The sequence below is a fragment of the Arenibaculum pallidiluteum genome (assembly GCF_017355985.1).
GTDB lineage: Bacteria > Pseudomonadota > Alphaproteobacteria > Azospirillales > Azospirillaceae > Arenibaculum > Arenibaculum pallidiluteum.
The window spans coordinates 74,857-90,648 of the sequence record NZ_JAFIQU010000006.1 but is presented as its reverse complement, the minus strand read 5'-3'; the positions used below and the strand labels follow the sequence as shown (position 1 = coordinate 90,648).

General features: G+C 70.3%; 16 protein-coding genes. 15 read left to right on the top strand and 1 reads right to left on the bottom strand.

Annotation, left to right across the window (positions count from 1 at the left end; translation table 11 throughout):
- Positions 1-109 precede the first annotated feature (109 nt).
- From JUB13_RS14245 to JUB13_RS14175, 15 genes are all read left to right on the top strand, one after another.
- Positions 110-985, top strand: a complete 876-nt coding sequence (locus JUB13_RS14245; RefSeq protein ID WP_207479996.1) for a phytanoyl-CoA dioxygenase family protein — start codon at positions 110-112, stop codon at positions 983-985.
- A gap of 51 nt (positions 986-1,036) precedes the next feature.
- On the top strand, positions 1,037-1,906 hold the full coding sequence (locus JUB13_RS14240) for a LysR family transcriptional regulator (protein ID WP_207479994.1): 870 nt from the start codon (positions 1,037-1,039) through the stop codon (positions 1,904-1,906).
- A 157-nt stretch (positions 1,907-2,063) separates the two neighbouring features.
- Entirely contained in the window at positions 2,064-2,990 is a 927-nt protein-coding gene (locus tag JUB13_RS14235) for an AEC family transporter (RefSeq protein ID WP_207479992.1), read from the top strand.
- A 488-nt stretch (positions 2,991-3,478) separates the two neighbouring features.
- Entirely contained in the window at positions 3,479-4,615 is a 1,137-nt protein-coding gene (locus JUB13_RS14230; protein ID WP_207479989.1) for an ABC transporter substrate-binding protein, read from the top strand.
- A 140-nt stretch (positions 4,616-4,755) separates the two neighbouring features.
- Entirely contained in the window at positions 4,756-5,628 is an 873-nt protein-coding gene (locus JUB13_RS14225; RefSeq protein WP_207479988.1) for a branched-chain amino acid ABC transporter permease, read from the top strand.
- A gap of 1 nt (position 5,629) precedes the next feature.
- The gene (locus JUB13_RS14220) at positions 5,630-6,589 is read left to right on the top strand and encodes a branched-chain amino acid ABC transporter permease (protein ID WP_207479986.1); all 960 of its coding nucleotides are present in this window, start codon (positions 5,630-5,632) and stop codon (positions 6,587-6,589) included.
- A complete protein-coding gene (locus JUB13_RS14215; RefSeq protein ID WP_207479984.1) occupies positions 6,586-7,374 on the top strand; it encodes an ABC transporter ATP-binding protein in 789 nt (262 codons plus the stop codon). Before JUB13_RS14220 ends, JUB13_RS14215 begins: the two co-directional genes overlap by 4 nt.
- Positions 7,371-8,147, top strand: a complete 777-nt coding sequence (locus tag JUB13_RS14210) for an ABC transporter ATP-binding protein (RefSeq protein WP_407928135.1) — start codon at positions 7,371-7,373, stop codon at positions 8,145-8,147. The genes JUB13_RS14215 and JUB13_RS14210 overlap by 4 nt, the downstream gene beginning before the upstream one ends.
- A 93-nt stretch (positions 8,148-8,240) precedes the next feature.
- On the top strand, positions 8,241-9,464 hold the full coding sequence (locus tag JUB13_RS14205; protein ID WP_236024949.1) for an FAD-dependent monooxygenase: 1,224 nt from the start codon (positions 8,241-8,243) through the stop codon (positions 9,462-9,464).
- Between the two features lie 49 nt (positions 9,465-9,513).
- Positions 9,514-10,269 carry a maleate cis-trans isomerase family protein gene (locus JUB13_RS14200; protein WP_328702933.1) on the top strand — a complete coding sequence of 252 codons (756 nt, stop codon included), beginning with the start codon at positions 9,514-9,516 and terminating at the stop codon, positions 10,267-10,269.
- A 16-nt stretch (positions 10,270-10,285) separates the two neighbouring features.
- Positions 10,286-11,092, top strand: a complete 807-nt coding sequence (locus tag JUB13_RS14195) for an alpha/beta fold hydrolase (RefSeq protein ID WP_207479982.1) — start codon at positions 10,286-10,288, stop codon at positions 11,090-11,092.
- A gap of 55 nt (positions 11,093-11,147) precedes the next feature.
- A complete protein-coding gene (locus tag JUB13_RS14190) occupies positions 11,148-12,194 on the top strand; it encodes a 2,5-dihydroxypyridine 5,6-dioxygenase (protein WP_207479980.1) in 1,047 nt (348 codons plus the stop codon).
- A complete protein-coding gene (locus JUB13_RS14185) occupies positions 12,191-12,811 on the top strand; it encodes an isochorismatase family protein (RefSeq protein ID WP_207479978.1) in 621 nt (206 codons plus the stop codon). Before JUB13_RS14190 ends, JUB13_RS14185 begins: the two co-directional genes overlap by 4 nt.
- Positions 12,812-12,899: 88 nt before the next feature.
- Positions 12,900-13,676, top strand: coding sequence for a TetR/AcrR family transcriptional regulator (locus JUB13_RS14180; RefSeq protein WP_207480518.1), 777 nt, complete (start codon positions 12,900-12,902; stop codon positions 13,674-13,676).
- A 15-nt stretch (positions 13,677-13,691) separates the two neighbouring features.
- Positions 13,692-15,050 carry an FAD-binding oxidoreductase gene (locus JUB13_RS14175; protein ID WP_207479976.1) on the top strand — a complete coding sequence of 453 codons (1,359 nt, stop codon included), beginning with the start codon at positions 13,692-13,694 and terminating at the stop codon, positions 15,048-15,050.
- 18 nt (positions 15,051-15,068) lie between these two features.
- Here the strand turns inward: JUB13_RS14175 and JUB13_RS14170 are convergent, their stop codons facing one another.
- Entirely contained in the window at positions 15,069-15,734 is a 666-nt protein-coding gene (locus tag JUB13_RS14170; RefSeq protein WP_207479974.1) for a cysteine hydrolase family protein, read from the bottom strand.
- Positions 15,735-15,792 lie beyond the last annotated feature (58 nt).

Here is a 15,792-nt window from a genome sequence, read left to right as displayed (position 1 = left end):
GCGGGGCACAACCGATCGGCGAGGCCGGGCGGCCAGATGCGATCTCCTGGCGTTTTCCGCCCCTTCGGGTTATGTTGATCCGATTTCGCAACGATCCAGGATTTGGATCATGGACGGCTTCGCGCCCACACCTTCTGTCCCCGTGTCCCCTGCCTCCGCGCGCCACGTCGATGAATATCGGGACCGCGGTTTCGCAGTGGTGCGCGGCGTCTTCGGACCCGAGGAGGTCGCGGAGCTGGCCGCCGCCTTCGACCGGCAATGGGAGGCCGGGCTCGCCCATCCGCGGAACTTCCGGCATGGGAACCTGATGGTCCGGGTTGCCCAGGACCCGGCGCTGGGCAAGGTCGTCGCCATGGTCCAGTGGCCGTCCTATGGCGATCCGGTCCTGGCCCGCTACAGGACCGACCCGCGCCTGCTCGCCCTGGTCGAGCCGCTGATCGGCCGCGACGTCAAGCAGATCATCAACCAGCTCCACTGGAAGCCCGCGGGGTCGAGCGGAGCCGAGTTCGCCTTCCACCAGGACGCCCGGTTCCGCAAGCCGCGGGAATGCTACCGCAATCTCGGCGACAGCTACGTTCAGACCGGCATCGCCATCGACCCGCACCGCCCGGTGAGCGGGGCCATGCGGATGCTGCCCGGCAGCCACAGGATGGGCTCGCTCGATCTGGGCGCGGGCGCGGTGATGGGCGAGGCTGCGACCGACGAGGCCCTGCGCCGCGCCGGGCTCGACCCGGCCTTGGCCGTCGACCTGGAGCTGGAGCCCGGGGACGTCGCGCTGTGGAGCGCCTTCACGGTGCATGGCTCGGGCCTCAATCAGAGCGAGCGCGGCCGGCGCTTCTACCTCAACGGCTATGTCCGGGCCGCGGACTGCGACCGCGGCGAATGGGCCTGGCGGGACGGCGCCCCGCAGCCGCTCGGCGAGCCCGTGCTCGTCCATTTCGAGCAACTGCTGGAGCGGCCGGGCCCCCACTACGTTGACGTCTGAGCCCGGCGCTGGGGACTTGGTGGCGGCGGACCGAGGGGCTAGCCTGCCACCATGTCGCTGCGCGCCCTGAGGAGCCTCGTCGCCATCGCCCGCCACGGCACCTTCGCCCGTGCCGCCGACGCCCTGGGGCTCACGCAGTCGGCCGTCAGCCTGCATGTGAAGGCGCTCGAGGAGGAGTTCCGCGCCGCGCTCTTCGACCGCTCGCGCCGGCGCCCCGTGCTCACCGAGGCCGGCCGCGTGGCGCTGGAGCGGGCGCAGGCGGTTCTGGCGGCCTACGACGCCATCCCGGCGGAGATCGCTGCGGGCCAGGGGCTCCGCGGCCGGCTGCGCCTGGGCGCGATCCAGACCGCCCTGGCCGGTCGCCTGCCCCAGGCGCTAGGCCGGCTCAGGCGGCAGCACCCGCATCTCCGCGTCGCGGTCGCCAGCGGCATGTCCGCGGAGCTGGCCCTGCGGGTGGAGGCCGGCGACCTGGACGCCGCGATCACGACCGAGCCGGTGAAGCCCCATCCGGCCGGCCTCGCCTTCGAGCCGCTCTACACCGACCGCTTCTGGATCGTCGCCCCGCCCGAGGCGGAGGGCTCGGACGCCAGGACCCTGCTGACCACGCTGCCCTTCCTGCGTTTCGACAAGCGCGCCTGGGCCGGCCGCATGATCGAGGACGAGCTGCGGCGCCAGGGCGTCCGGATCCGCGAGGAGATGGAGCTCGACAGCCAGGAGGCGCTGACCCGGATGGCAGCCAGCGGGCTGGGAGTCGCCGTTGTCCCGCTCGCGGATCCGGACCTTGACACGCTGCCGCCCCTGTTCCGGCTGCCCTTCGGCAGTCCGCAGCGGGAGCGGCGCGTCGGGCTGCTGACGCGCGAGGACGATCCCCAGACGATCCTCACATCCGTCCTGGCCACGGCGATGCGTGCCGGCGAATGATGAGAAATCCTCGCCTCAATGGTCAGTAATCGGAATTTTTCCTCATGCCCGCACCGCCCTAGGGTGGGGCCTCTCACCACAGCGGGATCATGATGACCACGCTTGCAGCACCCACCCCTTCCCGCGCCGCAGGCCGGTCCATCCAGGTCATGCCGGCATGACCGCGGCGGTGCTCCTCGCCCTCGCGCCGGTGGTCCTGCTGATCGGGCTCGGCCTCGTTCTGCGCCGGCGCGGCTTCCTCGCGGACGCCTTCTGGCCGCAAGCCGAGCGGCTCTGCTACTTCGTGCTGCTGCCGTCGCTGTTCGTGCACGGCCTCGCGACGGCCGACCTCGCCGGGGTGCCGGTGGCGGAGCTGGCCGCCGTGCTGGTGACGGCGACAGTCGCGGCCGCTGCGGCCGCGGTCGCGCTGCGGCCGCTCGTCGCCACCGACGGGCCCGCCTTCACCTCCGTCTTCCAGGGCGGGGTGCGCTTCAACAACTATGTCGGCGTGGCCCTGGCGGCCGCCCTCTTCGGCGGGCAGGGGGTCGCGCTGGCCGCCGTCTCCAACGCCGCCATCGTGCCGACCGTCAACATTCTCTGCGTGCTCGTCTTCGCGCGCTTCGGAACGGCCCGGCCGACCCTGCTCGGGGTCCTGCGCCAGCTTGCCATGAACCCGCTCGTGCTGGCCTGCGCGTTGGGGATCGCGCTGCAAGCGACGGGGCTGGGCCTGCCCCCGGGGATCGAAGGATGGCTGCGCACCCTTGGCCAAGCCTCGCTGCCGCTGGGGCTGCTCTGCGTCGGGGCGGCACTCGACCTGCGCTCGGCTCGGCCGTGGCTGCGCCCGATTCTCGGCGCCTCGGCCATCAAGTTCGCCGTGCTGCCGCTGCTGACGGTGGCCGCCAGCGCCGCCGCCGGCCTGCACGGCCCGGCGGCGGCGACCGCCCTGCTGTTCCAGGCCCTGCCGACGGCGTCCTCCTCCTACATCATGGCGCGCCAACTCGGCGGCGACGCCCCGCTGATGGCGGGGATCACGGCCGCCCAGACGGTGATGGCGGCAGCGGTCATCCCGCTGGTGATGGTGCTCGGCGCGCTGGCGACCCCTTAACGGTAGGGCGCGGAGGCATCGCGACGCCGCCGCGGCGTCATCGGGCGCCAGAGTTCCCGCGGCGCGGGTAAACCTTCCCGCGGCCGGCACCGTCCGGCCGTGAGGCCGCCTACCTCTTTTGCCTTTCATGCATGCATGCGCACCGCCGGCGGTCATTTCGCCGGCGGATTGCTCGATTCCGCGCCACAGGCCGAGGCGGAGGATGCGGGTTAGCCGGCGGAATCCCGTCGGCTTGGCCCCTGGCACGGCATCTGCAAGGTTCCCCGACGCTCAGTCCGCCGCCTCGATGTCGGCGAAAATCATGAAAATTCGAAATGTTGACAGGCCCAGGAACCGTGCTTAGCGTCGCTGAAAATTAATTGGTCGTATAATTAGGTCTGCGGATCGTGAAGGTGGGTGGCGGTAGCCGCAGGCCCATGGCGGCCGATGTCGGACAGGCGGAAACCAGGTCCGGACGATCCTGGAAGCTTCATCGAACAGGAGAGGTCATGCACAGATTGGTTCTCGGAAGCGTGCTGATGGCGGGCGTGGCGGCCGCTGCTCCCGCCCAGGCCCAGGAGACGGTCAGGATCGGCCTGATCCAGCCGCTCACGGGCTCGGTCGCCTACAACGGCCAGTCCGTGGTGGAAGGCGCCAGGCTGGCGATCGAGGAGGTCAACGCCGCGGGTGGCGTCCTCGGCAAGAAGATCGAGCTCATCATCGAGGACGGGCAGTGCAAGCCCGCCAACTCGGTGAATGCCGTCGAGAAGCTCGTGCAGAAGGACAAGGTGGTCGGCCTGGTCGGTGCCTTCTGCAGCTCGGCGACGGCAGCCATCATGCCGGTTGCCCAGAAGTACAAGATCCCGCTGGTGACCGGCGTCTCGTCCAAGGCCGATCTGACGGAGCAGGGGAACCCCTACTTCTTCCGCGCAGCCGAGACCGACGGCCTGATGGCGAAGGCCTTCGCGAAGATCCTCGCCAAGGACCTGAAGCTCGGCAGCGTCGCCTATATCGGGGTCAACGACGATTGGGGCCGCGGCGGCATCGAGGAGTTCAGCCGCGACCTCTCGGCGCTCGGCGTGAAGACCGTCCTGACCGAGTATTTCGATCACGGAACCACCGACTTCTTCACCCTGCTCACTAAGCTGCGCGCGGCGAAGCCCGATGGTGTCTTCGTGGCCGCCGAGACCCAGGACGGCTCGATCCTGGTCAAGCAGATCCGCGAGCTCGGCATCACCGCCAAGGTCTTCGGCGTCGGCTCCTGGGCCACGGCCGACTTCATCAAGCTCGCGGGCGATGCGGCCGAAGGCATCCATGCGGCCGTGCCCTACGCCTCCACCTACGAGGCCCCGCGCAACCAGGCCTTCGTGAAGAAGTATGAAGCCAAGTACGGCATCAAGCCCGGCAAGTACGGCGCCGCCGGCTACAACGCCCTCAACATCGTGGCCGCGGCGATCGCCGGTGCCGGCAGCACGGATGCCGAGGCGATCCGCGCGGCCCTGCAGAAGACCCGCTACGAGGCGCCCAACGGGGTCTACCAGTTCACCGGAAAGGGCCAGGCCTACGGCTTCGACGCGGTGCTGGTCCGGCTCGAGAAGGGCGAGCCCAAGGTCATCGCCTCGGCCCCCGTCGAAGCGACGGACTGATCCGCTCCGGATTTCCGGAGGCTGGAGCGGCCCGGGGTTCCAACCGGACCACAGGCCGCTCCAGGGACCGCAGGCACCGACGGGCGGACCGGGCCCCCGTCGGCCCCCGCCTTCCGATCCAAGCTCCCGCGGGACCGAACATGGACCTCTTTCTGCAGTATCTCGCAAACGGCCTGGTGATCGGCGCCTTCTACGCGCTGTCGGCGCTCGGCCTGACCCTGATCTTCGGCCTGATGCGGGTCGTGAACTTCGCCCATGGCGAGTTCTACATGCTGGGCGGCGTGCTGGGCTGGTTCGTCACGGCGCATCTGGGGCTGAACTTCTTCCTGGGTCTCGCCCTCGTGGCCGCGACCATGGCGACCCTGGGATGGCTCGTCGACCGCTTCCTGATCGAACGGGTCCGCGGCCAGGGCGAGGAGCCCGGCATCCTGCTGACCATCGGGCTCTCGATCTTCCTCGTGAACGCGACGCTTCTCGTCGTCGGCCCGGCGCCGATGAAGGTCGCCGGCGCCTTCGCCGAGGGGCCGGTGTTCATCGGGCCGATCATCGTCACGAAGCTGCGGCTGCTGGCGGTCGCCGTGGGCGCCGCCGCCATCCTCGCGGCGCACCTGCTGATCCGGCGGACGCGGCTGGGCCGGGCCATGCGCGCGACCTTCCAGGATCCCATGGCGGCGAGCCTGGCCGGAATCCGCACGAAGCACGTCTATGCCGCCACCTTCGCGCTCGGCTGCACGCTCGCGGCACTCTCCGGCATGCTCCTCGCATCCGTCTACTCGGCGCAGGCCTCGATCGGCGGCCTGGTCAGCCTGAAGAGCTTCGTGGTCGTGATCCTGGGCGGCATGGGCAGCTTCGCGGGCGCCGTCGCCGGCGGCCTGCTGCTCGGCATCGCCGAGGCCATGTGGGGTGGCTACGTGGCGACCGGGATGGTCGACGTCATCGGCTTCGTCCTTGTGATCCTGATCCTTCTGTTCCGCCCGCAGGGCATCTTCTCGGCCCGCGCGGAGAGGGCATGACATGACGCTGGAACGAAACACGCTCCTGGTCGCGCTCGTCGGCGCTCTCCTGCTGCCCTTCGCGGTGACGGACCAGTACCTGCTCCACCTCGCGGTGATGGCGCTGTTCTACGTGGTCCTCGCGACCAGCCTGAACCTCGTTGTCGGCTATGTCGGCGAGTTCTCGCTGGGCCACACGGCCTTCCTCGGCACGGGCGCCTACACGGCCGCGCTGCTGTCGACCCATGCGGGTCTGCCGCTCTGGATCACGGTCCCCGTCGCGGGGCTGGTGGCCGCCGCCTTCGGCTTCGCCATCGGCGCGATCACGCTGCGCCTGCAGGGGCCCTATTTCGTGATCGTCACCCTGGCCTTCGCCGAGGTCCTGCGGCTCGTCGCGAACAACTGGATCGCCGTGACCAACGGGCCCATGGGCCTGGCAGGGATCGGGCAGTCGGGCCTCACGGACAAGCGGGAGTTCTACTTCGTCATCCTGGCGCTCGCCGCCCTCGCGCTCTACCTGTCCTATCGCTTCGTCTACTCGAACGCGGGGCGGGCGGCGGTCGCGGTGCGCGAGAACCGCTACGTCGCCCAGTCCATCGGCGTCGACCCCTTCGGCGCCGCCATGCAGGCCTTCGTGCTGGGCGCCTTCATGGCCGGCTTGGCCGGCGGCTTCTACGCCCACTACATCTCCTTCGTCGGGCCCGAGGTGTTCCAGTTCGCCTTCATGGCGACGATCATCATCATGGTGCTGATGGGCGGGAAGGGCACGCTGGTCGGACCCATCGTCGGCGCGGTCATCGTGACGCTGCTCGAGGAATACCTGCGCGAGGTGCAGGAGCTGCGCCTCACGCTGTTCGGCCTGATCGTCATGGCGATCGTCCTCTTCCTGCCCAACGGCCTGATGGGCTTCGTCGCCCGACGCCGCGAGCAGCATGGATCGACGATCCTGCGCAACACCCCCGCCGAGGAGAAGACGGTATGAACGCGCTCCACGACGCCGAGCCGCTGCTGCGCGCCGACAATCTGACCATGAGGTTCGGCGGCCTCACGGCGGTCCGGGACTTCAGCTTCGAGATCATGCCCGGCGAGATCGTCGGCCTGATCGGCCCCAACGGCGCCGGCAAGACGACCTGCTTCAACATGCTGACCGGCTTCTACACGCCGACCGAGGGCCGCGTGCGCTTCAAGGGCGTGGACATCACCAACCGCAAGCCCTTCGCCATCGCCCGGATGGGCCTGGTGCGCAGCTTCCAGAAGACGAACGTCATGAAGCGGCTGACCGTGTTCGAGAACGTGCTGACCGGCCACTACCTGGACGGAAGGCAGTCGCTGCTCGAGACCTTCCTTCCCGGCGAGCGGGTCCGCCGGGCCGAGCGCGCGGCGCGGGACAGCGCGGCGACAATCATCGAGATGATGGGGCTGGGCCGGCGCATGAACGCCCCGGCGCACCTGCTGTCCTGCGGCGAGCTCAGGCTGCTCGAGGTCGCGGTGGCCCTGGCCGCCAAGCCCACGCTGCTGATGCTCGACGAGCCGGCGGCCGGGCTGAACAGCCACGAGGCCGCCGGCTTCGGCGAGACGCTGAGGACGCTCGTCGGGCGCTACGTCCAGTCGCTCCTGGTGGTCGAGCACAACATGGGTCTCGTGATGTCGGTCTCGGACCGGGTCGTGGTCCTGAACTTCGGGCAGAAGCTCGCCGAGGGACGGCCGCACGAGGTCCAGGCGAACCCCGACGTCGTCGAAGCCTATCTCGGGAAGGCCGCAGCATGACCGCGATGCTCGTATCCGCTTCCGCCGCCGCTCCCGCCGGCGTTGTCCCGACCGACCGGGCCGGGCCCGTCCTGGTGGTCGATGGCCTGAAGGTCGCCTACGGCAACGCCACGGCCCTTCACGGCGTGTCGCTGGAGGTTCATGCCGGCGAGACCGTGGCCCTGATCGGGGCGAACGGCGCCGGGAAGAGCACGACGCTGCGGGCGATCTCCGGTCTTCTCAAGGCCCGGACCGGGACGATCACCTTCGAAGGCCGGTCGATCGCCAACCTCGCGCCCGACCGCATCGTCGCCGCCGGCATCGCCCACTGCCCCGAGGAGCGGCACGTCTGGCCCGGCATGACCGTCGAGGAGAACATCTCCCTCGGCGCGTATCTCTGCCGCTCGAAGGCCGAGGTGCAGCGGCGCGTCGGCATGGCCTTCCACCGCTTCCCGCGCCTGCGCGAGCGTGCGCGGCAGCTCGCCGGCACCCTCAGCGGCGGCGAGCAGCAGATGCTCGCGATCGCGCGCGCCCTGATGTCGGAGCCGCGCCTCCTGATGCTCGACGAGCCGAGCCTGGGGCTCAGCCCCAAGATGGCCGAGGAGGTCTTCGAGGTGGTCCGCTCCATCAACGCCCACGGCGTGACCGTGCTGCTGGTCGAGCAGAACATCCACAACGCGCTGTCCGTGGCGTCGCGGGCCTATGTCGTCGAGACCGGCCGGATCATGGCCGGCCGGCGCTCCGAGGACCTGCGCGGCGATCCGGACCTGCTCCGCGCCTATCTCGGTGGGTGAGGGGAAAAGGGGAGCGGCCCCTTTCGCGATCCAGAAATTAAACAAACGATCAATTATTTTCGCGTGGCGGAAGCCCCGCAAGAGGAGAGGGACATGACAGGGAAACTGCGGGTCGGGATCGTCGGTGGCGGCATCGGGGGCGTGGCGCTGGCGGGCAGCCTGCTCCAGCGCGGCTTCGAGGTGCGCGTGTTCGAGCGGGCCCCGGCCTTCGGCGAGATCGGCGCCGGGATCCAGATGACGCCGAACGCGGTCAAGGTGATGAAGGCGCTGGGCCTTCTCGAGAAGCTGCAGGCCGCGGGCTTCCTGCCCAGGGCGCTGGTCGGCCGCAACTGGCGGACGGCGCGCGAGAACTTCCGCACGCCGCTGATCGACACCTGCCCGGTCCTGTACGATGCGCCGTTCATTCACATCCACCGGGCCGACCTGCACGCGATCCTGGCCTCGCTGGTTCCGGAGAGCGTCGCGACCTTCGGGGTGAGCTGCACCGGCATCCGCCAGGAGAAGAACTCGGCGGTCGCGCTCTTCGACGACGGCAGCGCGTACGAGGCCGACCTGATCGTCGGCGCCGACGGCGTGCGCTCGGCCGTTCGGTCGGCGCTCTTCGGGGCCGAGGCGCCGCGCTTCACCGGGCACATGTGCTACCGGGCGGTTGTCCCCGTTGACGGCGTGGTCGATTTCGTCAGCCCCGACGCCTCGTTCTGGTTCGGCCCCAAGAGCCACGTGGTGACCTACTACGTGCGCGGCGGCAAGGCCGTGAATATCGTTGCCGTCGCCGAGACCAGCGCCTGGGTCGAGGAATCCTGGAACGCGCCCAGCACGAAGGAGGAGATGCTCGGCGCCTTCCAGGGCTGGCACCGCAATGTCGAGACGTTGTTCCAGCGTGTCGACCAGGTGTTCAAATGGGGCCTGTTCGACCGCGACCCCATGACGACCTGGTCGCAGGGCCGCGTGACGCTGCTGGGCGATGCCGCCCATCCCATGCTGCCCTTCCTGTCCCAGGGCGCGGCCATGGCGATCGAGGACGCCTACGTCCTCGCCGCCGCGCTCGACGGCCACGGAAGCGACGTTCCGTCGGCGCTGCGCGACTACGAGGCCGAGCGGCTGCCCCGGACCAGCCGCGTGCAGCTCGAGGCGCGCGAGCGCGGCCGCACCTACCACCTCCCGTCGCCGCTCGCCCAGGCCAAGCGCGACTTCATCTACTGGCTCCGCGGCCTCATCAACCCGCAGGCCACGGGCATCCAGGCGAACTGGGTCTATGCCTACGACGCCCGCGCCTTCCGCCCCGGCGTCCCGTCGCAGCCGCGCCTCGTCGCCTGAGACGCCCCCCGAGCCCCAAGAGCGAGCCACCGAGAGGATGCAGGACACCATGAACGGCAAGACCTACCGCATCGGCCAGATCGTCCCGAGCTCCAACACGACCATGGAGACCGAGATCCCGGCGATGCTGAACGCGCATGCCCTGACCCACGGCACGCGCTTCACCTTCCATTCCAGCCGCATGCGCATGAAGACGGTTTCCAAGGACGAGCTCGCGGCCATGGACGCGGAGTCCGACCGCTGCGCGCTCGAGCTCAGCGACGCGCGGGTCGATGTCCTGGGCTATGCCTGCCTCGTCGCCATCATGAGCATGGGCAAGTCCTATCACCGGGTCTCGCAGGAGCGGCTGCACGCCCGCACGCGCGAGAACGACGCGCCGGCCCCGGTCATCACCAGCGCGGGCGCGCTGGTCGATGCGCTCCAGGTGCTGAAGGCCAGGCGGATCGCCCTGGTCGCCCCCTACATGAAGCCGCTGACCCGCATAGTGATCGAGTACATCGAGCACGAGGGCGTGCAGGTCATCGACTGGCGGGCGCTCGAGATCCCGAACAACCTCGATGTCGGGCGGCACGACCCTGCGCGCCTGCCGGGGATCGTGGCCGGCATGAACACGTCGGAGGCGGATGTCGTCGTCCTCTCGGCCTGCGTGCAGATGCCCTCGCTGCCCGCGATCGCGGAGGTCGAGGCCATGACCGGCAAGCCCGTCGTCACGGCGGCGGCCGCCACGACCTACGCCAAGCTGAAGGCGCTCGGCCTCAGGCGCTCGGTGCCGGGGGCGGGCGCGCTCCTCTCGGGCGCGTTCTGACCGAGGTGGCCGCAAGATGACGAGCACCCATCTCTACGGCGCGAACATCCGCGCGAACGGCATCCGGCAGCACTATCTCCGCTACGGGGGCGAGGGGCCGGCGGTGGTCATCGTCCCGGGCATCACCAGCCCTGCGGTGACCTGGGGCTTCGTGGCCGAGCGCTTCGGGCGCTCCTTCGACACCTATGTGCTCGACGTCCGGGGGCGCGGCCTCTCGGAGGCGTCGGACGCCCTCGACTACGGGCTCGACGCCATGGCCGCCGACCTGACGGCCTTCGCCGAGGCGCTGGGCCTTCGGGACTATGCCGTGGTCGGCCATTCCATGGGCGCGCGCATCGGGCTGCGCGCGGTCTCCCGGCACGGCGCGCAGCCGCGCCGCCTGGTGCTGGTCGATCCGCCGGTCTCCGGCCCCGGCCGCAGGCCCTATCCGGCGCAGCTTCCCTGGTACGTCGATTCCATCCGCCTGATGAGGAGCGGGGCGGGGATCGAGGAGATGCGGCGCTTCTGTCCGACCTGGACCGAGGCTCAGCTCCGCCTGCGCGCCGAATGGCTCCACACCTGCGACGAGCGCGCCATCGTGACGGCCTTCGAGGCTTTCCAGACCGACGACATCCATGCCGACTTCCCGCGGGTCCGCTGTCCGACCCTGCTGATATCGGCCGGGCGCGGCGACGTGATCCCGCCCCAGGACGAGGCCGAGATCCGCGATCTCCTGCCCGGGATCCTCACGGTCCGGGTGGAGACCGCCGGGCACATGATCCCCTGGGACGACGAGGAAGGCTTCTACCGCGCCTTCGGCGACTTCCTGGGCAAGCCCGTCTGAGCCTGCAATCCCTGCCGGCGGGTCGCCGGCCAACACCGACGAAGAGGAGGTCCCCATGCCCGTGAGCGATGCCGACATGGTCCGCGCCTGGACCCATGTCCTCACCCTGTCCAAGCTGAAGCAGGACCAGACGGTCACCGTCCTGACCAGCCAGAACACCCATCCCCAGACGCTCCGCACCGCGATCGTGGCGGCCTCGGCCCTGGGCGCGCGGGTCAACCGCCTGGACCTGCCGCCGGTCAACGGCGAGCTCGCGCTCAGCCGCGACAGCCTGGCCTATCTCGGGACGACGCCGCTGACCGGCAACCGCGCGGCCATCGCGGCGCTGAAGGAAAGCGACATGGTACTGGATCTCATGACGCTGCTCTTCTCGCCGGAACAGGGCGAGATCCTGGAGAGCGGCACGAAGATCCTGCTGGCGGTCGAGCCGCCGGAGGTGCTGGTCCGCCTGCTGCCCCAGGAGGAGGACAAGGTCCGCGTCGGCGAGGCGGCGGCGCTGCTCGCGGCCGCGAAGGAGATGCACGTCACCTCCAAGGCGGGGACCGACCTGCGCCTGCCGATCGGCGAGTTCCCCGTGATCCAGGAATACGGCTTCGTCGACGAGCCAGGGCGCTGGGACCACTGGCCCAGCGGCTTCGGCCTGACCTTCCCCAACGAGGGACAGGCGAGCGGCCGCATCGTGCTGGACCGCGGGGACATCCTGCTGCCGCAGAAGTCCTACCTGACGACGCAGATCGAGCTGACCGTCGAGAAGGGCTACGTGACGGCGATTCGTGGCGATCTCGATGCCGACCTGCTGCGGGACTACATGGAGTCCTTTGACGATCCCGAGGCCTACGCGATCTCCCATATCGGCTGGGGGCAGCAGCGGCGGGCCCGCTGGTCGACCCTGAGCCTCTACGACCGCGAGCAGACCATCGGCATGGACGCGCGTGCCTTCGCCGGCAACTTCCTGTTCTCCATGGGCCCCAACAACGAGGCCGGGGGCTCGCGCACGACCGCCTGCCACATCGACATCCCGATGCGGAACTGCACGGTCCGGCTCGACGGCCGCGAGGTCGTGCGCGAAGGCCGGCTGCTGGAACGGGAGACGGTGGCGTGAGCGGCGAACAGAACGAGCGCGCCGTCTACGACCGCCAGGGCTTCGGCCGCGCCCTGGGCATCCAGGGCCGGATCGGGCTGCTGATCGTGGACTTCGTGAACGGCTTCGCCGATCCCGCGGTGTTCGGCGGGGGCAATATCGCCCCCGCCATCGCGCGGACGGTGGAGGTGCTGGCGGCGGCGCGGCGGCGGGGCTGGCCCGTTGCCCACAGCCGGATCGTCTATGCCGACGACGGGGCCGACGCCAATGTCTTCTCGCTCAAGGTGCCTGGCATGCTGACCCTGACCGAGCATGCGCCCGCCAGCGCCATCGTGCCGGAACTGGCGCCCGCGGCGGGAGAGCTGGTGGTGCGCAAGAACGTGCCTTCGGCCTTCTTCGGGACGGCGTTGGCGCCATGGCTGACGCAGCGCGGGGTCGAGACCCTGCTGGTCGCGGGCTCCACGACCAGCGGCTGCGTGCGCGCGAGCGTGGTGGACGCCATGTGCTTCGGCTTCCGACCCGTCGTCCTGGCGGACTGCGTGGGCGACCGCGCGCTCGGCCCGCACGAGGCGAACCTGTTCGACATCGCCCAGAAATACGGCGACGTCGTTCCGGCGGCGAAGGTCCTCGACCTGTGAGCGGGATGCGACGAGAAGGCTTGCTGCCGAAATGGACCCATGATCTAGAGTGGGCCGGAAGTCATGGGCCGGGAACCGCAGCTTGAGCATGAATGACGGCATTCCGGAGGAGCCGGAGCTACCGGCTCCTCCGGACGGCGCGGCCGGGACGCGTGCGCGGCCGGCACAGCGGCGGCGCTCGGGGCCGGGGCGGCCGGAGGGCGTCAGCAATGTCCGCGACGACATCCTGGATGCGGCCGAGATCGAGTTCGCCAATCTCGGCTACGCCGGGACCAGCCTGCGCAACGTGGCGGACCGCGCCGAAGTGACCCAGGCGCTGATCAACTACTATTTCGGGTCCAAGTACGGCCTGTTCGAGCAGGTCTTCCTGCGCAGGGGGCGCAAGATCTCGGAGGAGCGCATCCAGAACCTGGAAGCGCTGCGCCGGTCCGGGCGCCCGCTCGACGTCGAGAGCATCGTGCGCGCCTTCCTGACGCCGACGCTCTCCATGCGCGAGACCGCGGCCGGGCGAACCTTCATGCGCCTGCAGGCGCGCCTGCACACCGAGCCGCCGGAGATCTCCTACAAGCTCCGAAACGAGGCCTACGACGTCTCGACCCGGGCCTTCGGGGCGGCGCTGCGCGAGGCGCTGCCGCACCTGTCGGAAAAGGACGTCTACTGGCGCATCACGCTCCTGATCGGCGCCTACATGTACGCCTTCTCGGACACGCACCGGCTGGAGGAGTTGGCGCCGGGGGTCTGCAATCCCAACGACACCGAAGAGATGCTGGCCGCGATCAGCAGCTTCGTGACCGGCGGCATGATGGCCCCCGCGCCGGAGGCGCGGGCGGCGGAGTCCCCCGCCAAAGGGCGCAGGAAGGGATAGGGCGGAGTGGATCGGATGCGCGAGCGTTTCGAGGCGGTGGTCGGGCCTTCGGGGATCGTCGCGGGGGACGAGCTGAGGGCCCGTCCAGCGACCTGGACGCGCCCGAAGGAGCCCTGCGCCGCGGCGCTGCTGGTGCGCCCGAAGGACACGGCCGAGCTGTCGGCCGTGCTGGCGCTGTGCCACGAGGCGGGGATCGGCGTCGTGCCGCGGGGCGGCTGCACGGGTCTGGTGGACGGGATCCTGTGCGGGCCCGGCGAGATCGCCCTGTCGCTGGAGCGCCTGACGGGGATCGAGCGCGTCGATCCCGTCGCCGGCACGCTGGTGGCCCATGCCGGGACCACCATCGCCGCCGTGCAGGAGGCGGCCGAGGCGCACGGGCTGATCTTCCCGCTGGACCTGGGCTCTCGAGGCAGCGCCACGGTCGGCGGCGCGATCGCGACCAATGCAGGCGGTCTGCGGGTGCTGCGCTACGGCATGATGCGCGACCTGGTGCTGGGGCTGGAGGCGGTGCTGGCCGACGGCACGGTGCTCTCTTCGCTGAAGTCGCTGGTCAAGGACAATACGGGACTGGACCTGCGCCAGCTCTTCATCGGGACGGAAGGGACGCTCGGCATCGTCACCCGGGCCGTGCTGCGGCTGCGCCCGGGGCCCATGGGCCATGCCACGGCCATGCTCGCCTGTCCGGGGCTGGACGCCGCCGCGCGCGTGCTGGCGCGCGCCCAGCGCCGCTTCCAGGGGCGGGTCCTGTCCTTCGAGGGGATGTGGCCGGGCTATTACGCGCTGATGACCGCGCAGGGCCGCTTCACCCCGCCCTTGTCCCGCGAGCATCCCTTCTACGCCCTGGTCGAGATCGACTGCGCCGGGGACGAGGAGCCGGCCTTCCTCTCCCTGATGGAGGAGGCGATGGCGGAGGGCGAGGTGTTGGACGCCGTGATCGCCGCCTCGGAGGAGCAGCGGCGCTCCCTGTGGCGCATCCGCGAGAGCGTGGAGCTCCTGGACGAGGGCGGTTTCTCGCGGGGCTACGACGTCAGCGTGCCGTTGCCGGCCCTGGCGGCCTACGTGGAATCCGTCACCCGTCAGGTGCGGGCGATCCGGCCGGGGATGGACGCCATCGCCTTCGGCCATGTCGGGGACAACAACATCCACTGGGCGATCACGCCGGCGGGCGATCCCGTGGGCGACGCGGCCGCGGACGAGGCGGTCTACGGCCCCCTGGCCGCACTGGGCGGCTCGGTCTCGGCCGAGCACGGCATCGGCATCACGAAGCGCAAGGCGTTGGGCCTCTCGCGCACGGCCGCCGAGATCGCCGTGATGCGCGCGGTCAAGGCCACGCTCGACCCGCGCGGCATCCTGAACCCCGGCAAGGTGCTGTAGGCAGGCCCGGCCTGCCGATCAGGCGCCGGCCGGCACCGCCAGCGCCTGCGTGTCGGCGACGACGGTGGCGAACCGGTCGGCGAGCTCGGCCAGGGCGGTCTCGTGCACGGTCTGGGCCGGGATCACCCCGCCCAGGGGCGAGGGCAGGTCCCGGGTGGCGGTGGCCCCCGCGACCACGGTGACCGGGATGCCGAGGTCGAGCGCCGCGCGGGCCGTCGCGCTGACGCACATATGGGTCATGAAGCCCGCGAGAAGCATGGACTTGCGGCCCGTGGCGGCGGCGATGGCGGCGAGCCGCTCGGCGAGCGGCGTGCCTGCGAAGGAATTGGGGAGTCGCTTGACGATGACCTCCTCGCCGGCGACGGGCGTCAGCTCGGGCACGATCTGCGCGAAGCGCGTCTCGGGATCGAAGATCGGGCGTCCCGGCGCCGTGTGCTGGACGATGTGGATCACCGGCGTCCCCGCGGCCCGGGCAGCCGAGAGCAGGCGCGCCGTCTCGGCCACGGCCGCCTCGATGCCTGCCAGCGGAAGCCGGCCGCTGACGTATTCGACCTGCGCGTCGACGATCACCAGCACCGCCTCGGCCAAGCCCGCCGGCCGCGGCGAGGCGCCGGCGATCTCGAGAAGGGTCTGGGGCCGCCCAGAGGCCGAGGTCGGGGCCGATGTCGGGGTGATCGCGGTCATGATGGATGCTCCTGCGTCGGGCTCGGGAGAACTATGCGCATGACGGATCATGCCGAAT

Excerpts from the sequence above, each read along its gene's own strand:
- JUB13_RS14245 (WP_207479996.1), top strand. The coding sequence starts at position 110 with ATGGACGGCTTCGCGCCCACACCTTCTGTCCCCGTGTCCCCTGCCTCC.
- JUB13_RS14240 (WP_207479994.1), top strand. The coding sequence starts at position 1,037 with ATGTCGCTGCGCGCCCTGAGGAGCCTCGTCGCCATCGCCCGCCACGGC.
- JUB13_RS14235 (WP_207479992.1), top strand. The coding sequence starts at position 2,064 with ATGACCGCGGCGGTGCTCCTCGCCCTCGCGCCGGTGGTCCTGCTGATC.
- JUB13_RS14230 (WP_207479989.1), top strand. The coding sequence starts at position 3,479 with ATGCACAGATTGGTTCTCGGAAGCGTGCTGATGGCGGGCGTGGCGGCC.
- JUB13_RS14225 (WP_207479988.1), top strand. The coding sequence starts at position 4,756 with ATGGACCTCTTTCTGCAGTATCTCGCAAACGGCCTGGTGATCGGCGCC.
- JUB13_RS14220 (WP_207479986.1), top strand. The coding sequence starts at position 5,630 with ATGACGCTGGAACGAAACACGCTCCTGGTCGCGCTCGTCGGCGCTCTC.
- JUB13_RS14215 (WP_207479984.1), top strand. The coding sequence starts at position 6,586 with ATGAACGCGCTCCACGACGCCGAGCCGCTGCTGCGCGCCGACAATCTG.
- JUB13_RS14210 (WP_407928135.1), top strand. The coding sequence starts at position 7,371 with ATGACCGCGATGCTCGTATCCGCTTCCGCCGCCGCTCCCGCCGGCGTT.
- JUB13_RS14205 (WP_236024949.1), top strand. The coding sequence starts at position 8,241 with ATGACAGGGAAACTGCGGGTCGGGATCGTCGGTGGCGGCATCGGGGGC.
- JUB13_RS14200 (WP_328702933.1), top strand. The coding sequence starts at position 9,514 with ATGAACGGCAAGACCTACCGCATCGGCCAGATCGTCCCGAGCTCCAAC.
- JUB13_RS14195 (WP_207479982.1), top strand. The coding sequence starts at position 10,286 with ATGACGAGCACCCATCTCTACGGCGCGAACATCCGCGCGAACGGCATC.
- JUB13_RS14190 (WP_207479980.1), top strand. The coding sequence starts at position 11,148 with ATGCCCGTGAGCGATGCCGACATGGTCCGCGCCTGGACCCATGTCCTC.
- JUB13_RS14180 (WP_207480518.1), top strand. The coding sequence starts at position 12,900 with ATGAATGACGGCATTCCGGAGGAGCCGGAGCTACCGGCTCCTCCGGAC.
- JUB13_RS14175 (WP_207479976.1), top strand. The coding sequence starts at position 13,692 with ATGCGCGAGCGTTTCGAGGCGGTGGTCGGGCCTTCGGGGATCGTCGCG.
- JUB13_RS14170 (WP_207479974.1), bottom strand. The coding sequence starts at position 15,734 with ATGACCGCGATCACCCCGACATCGGCCCCGACCTCGGCCTCTGGGCGG.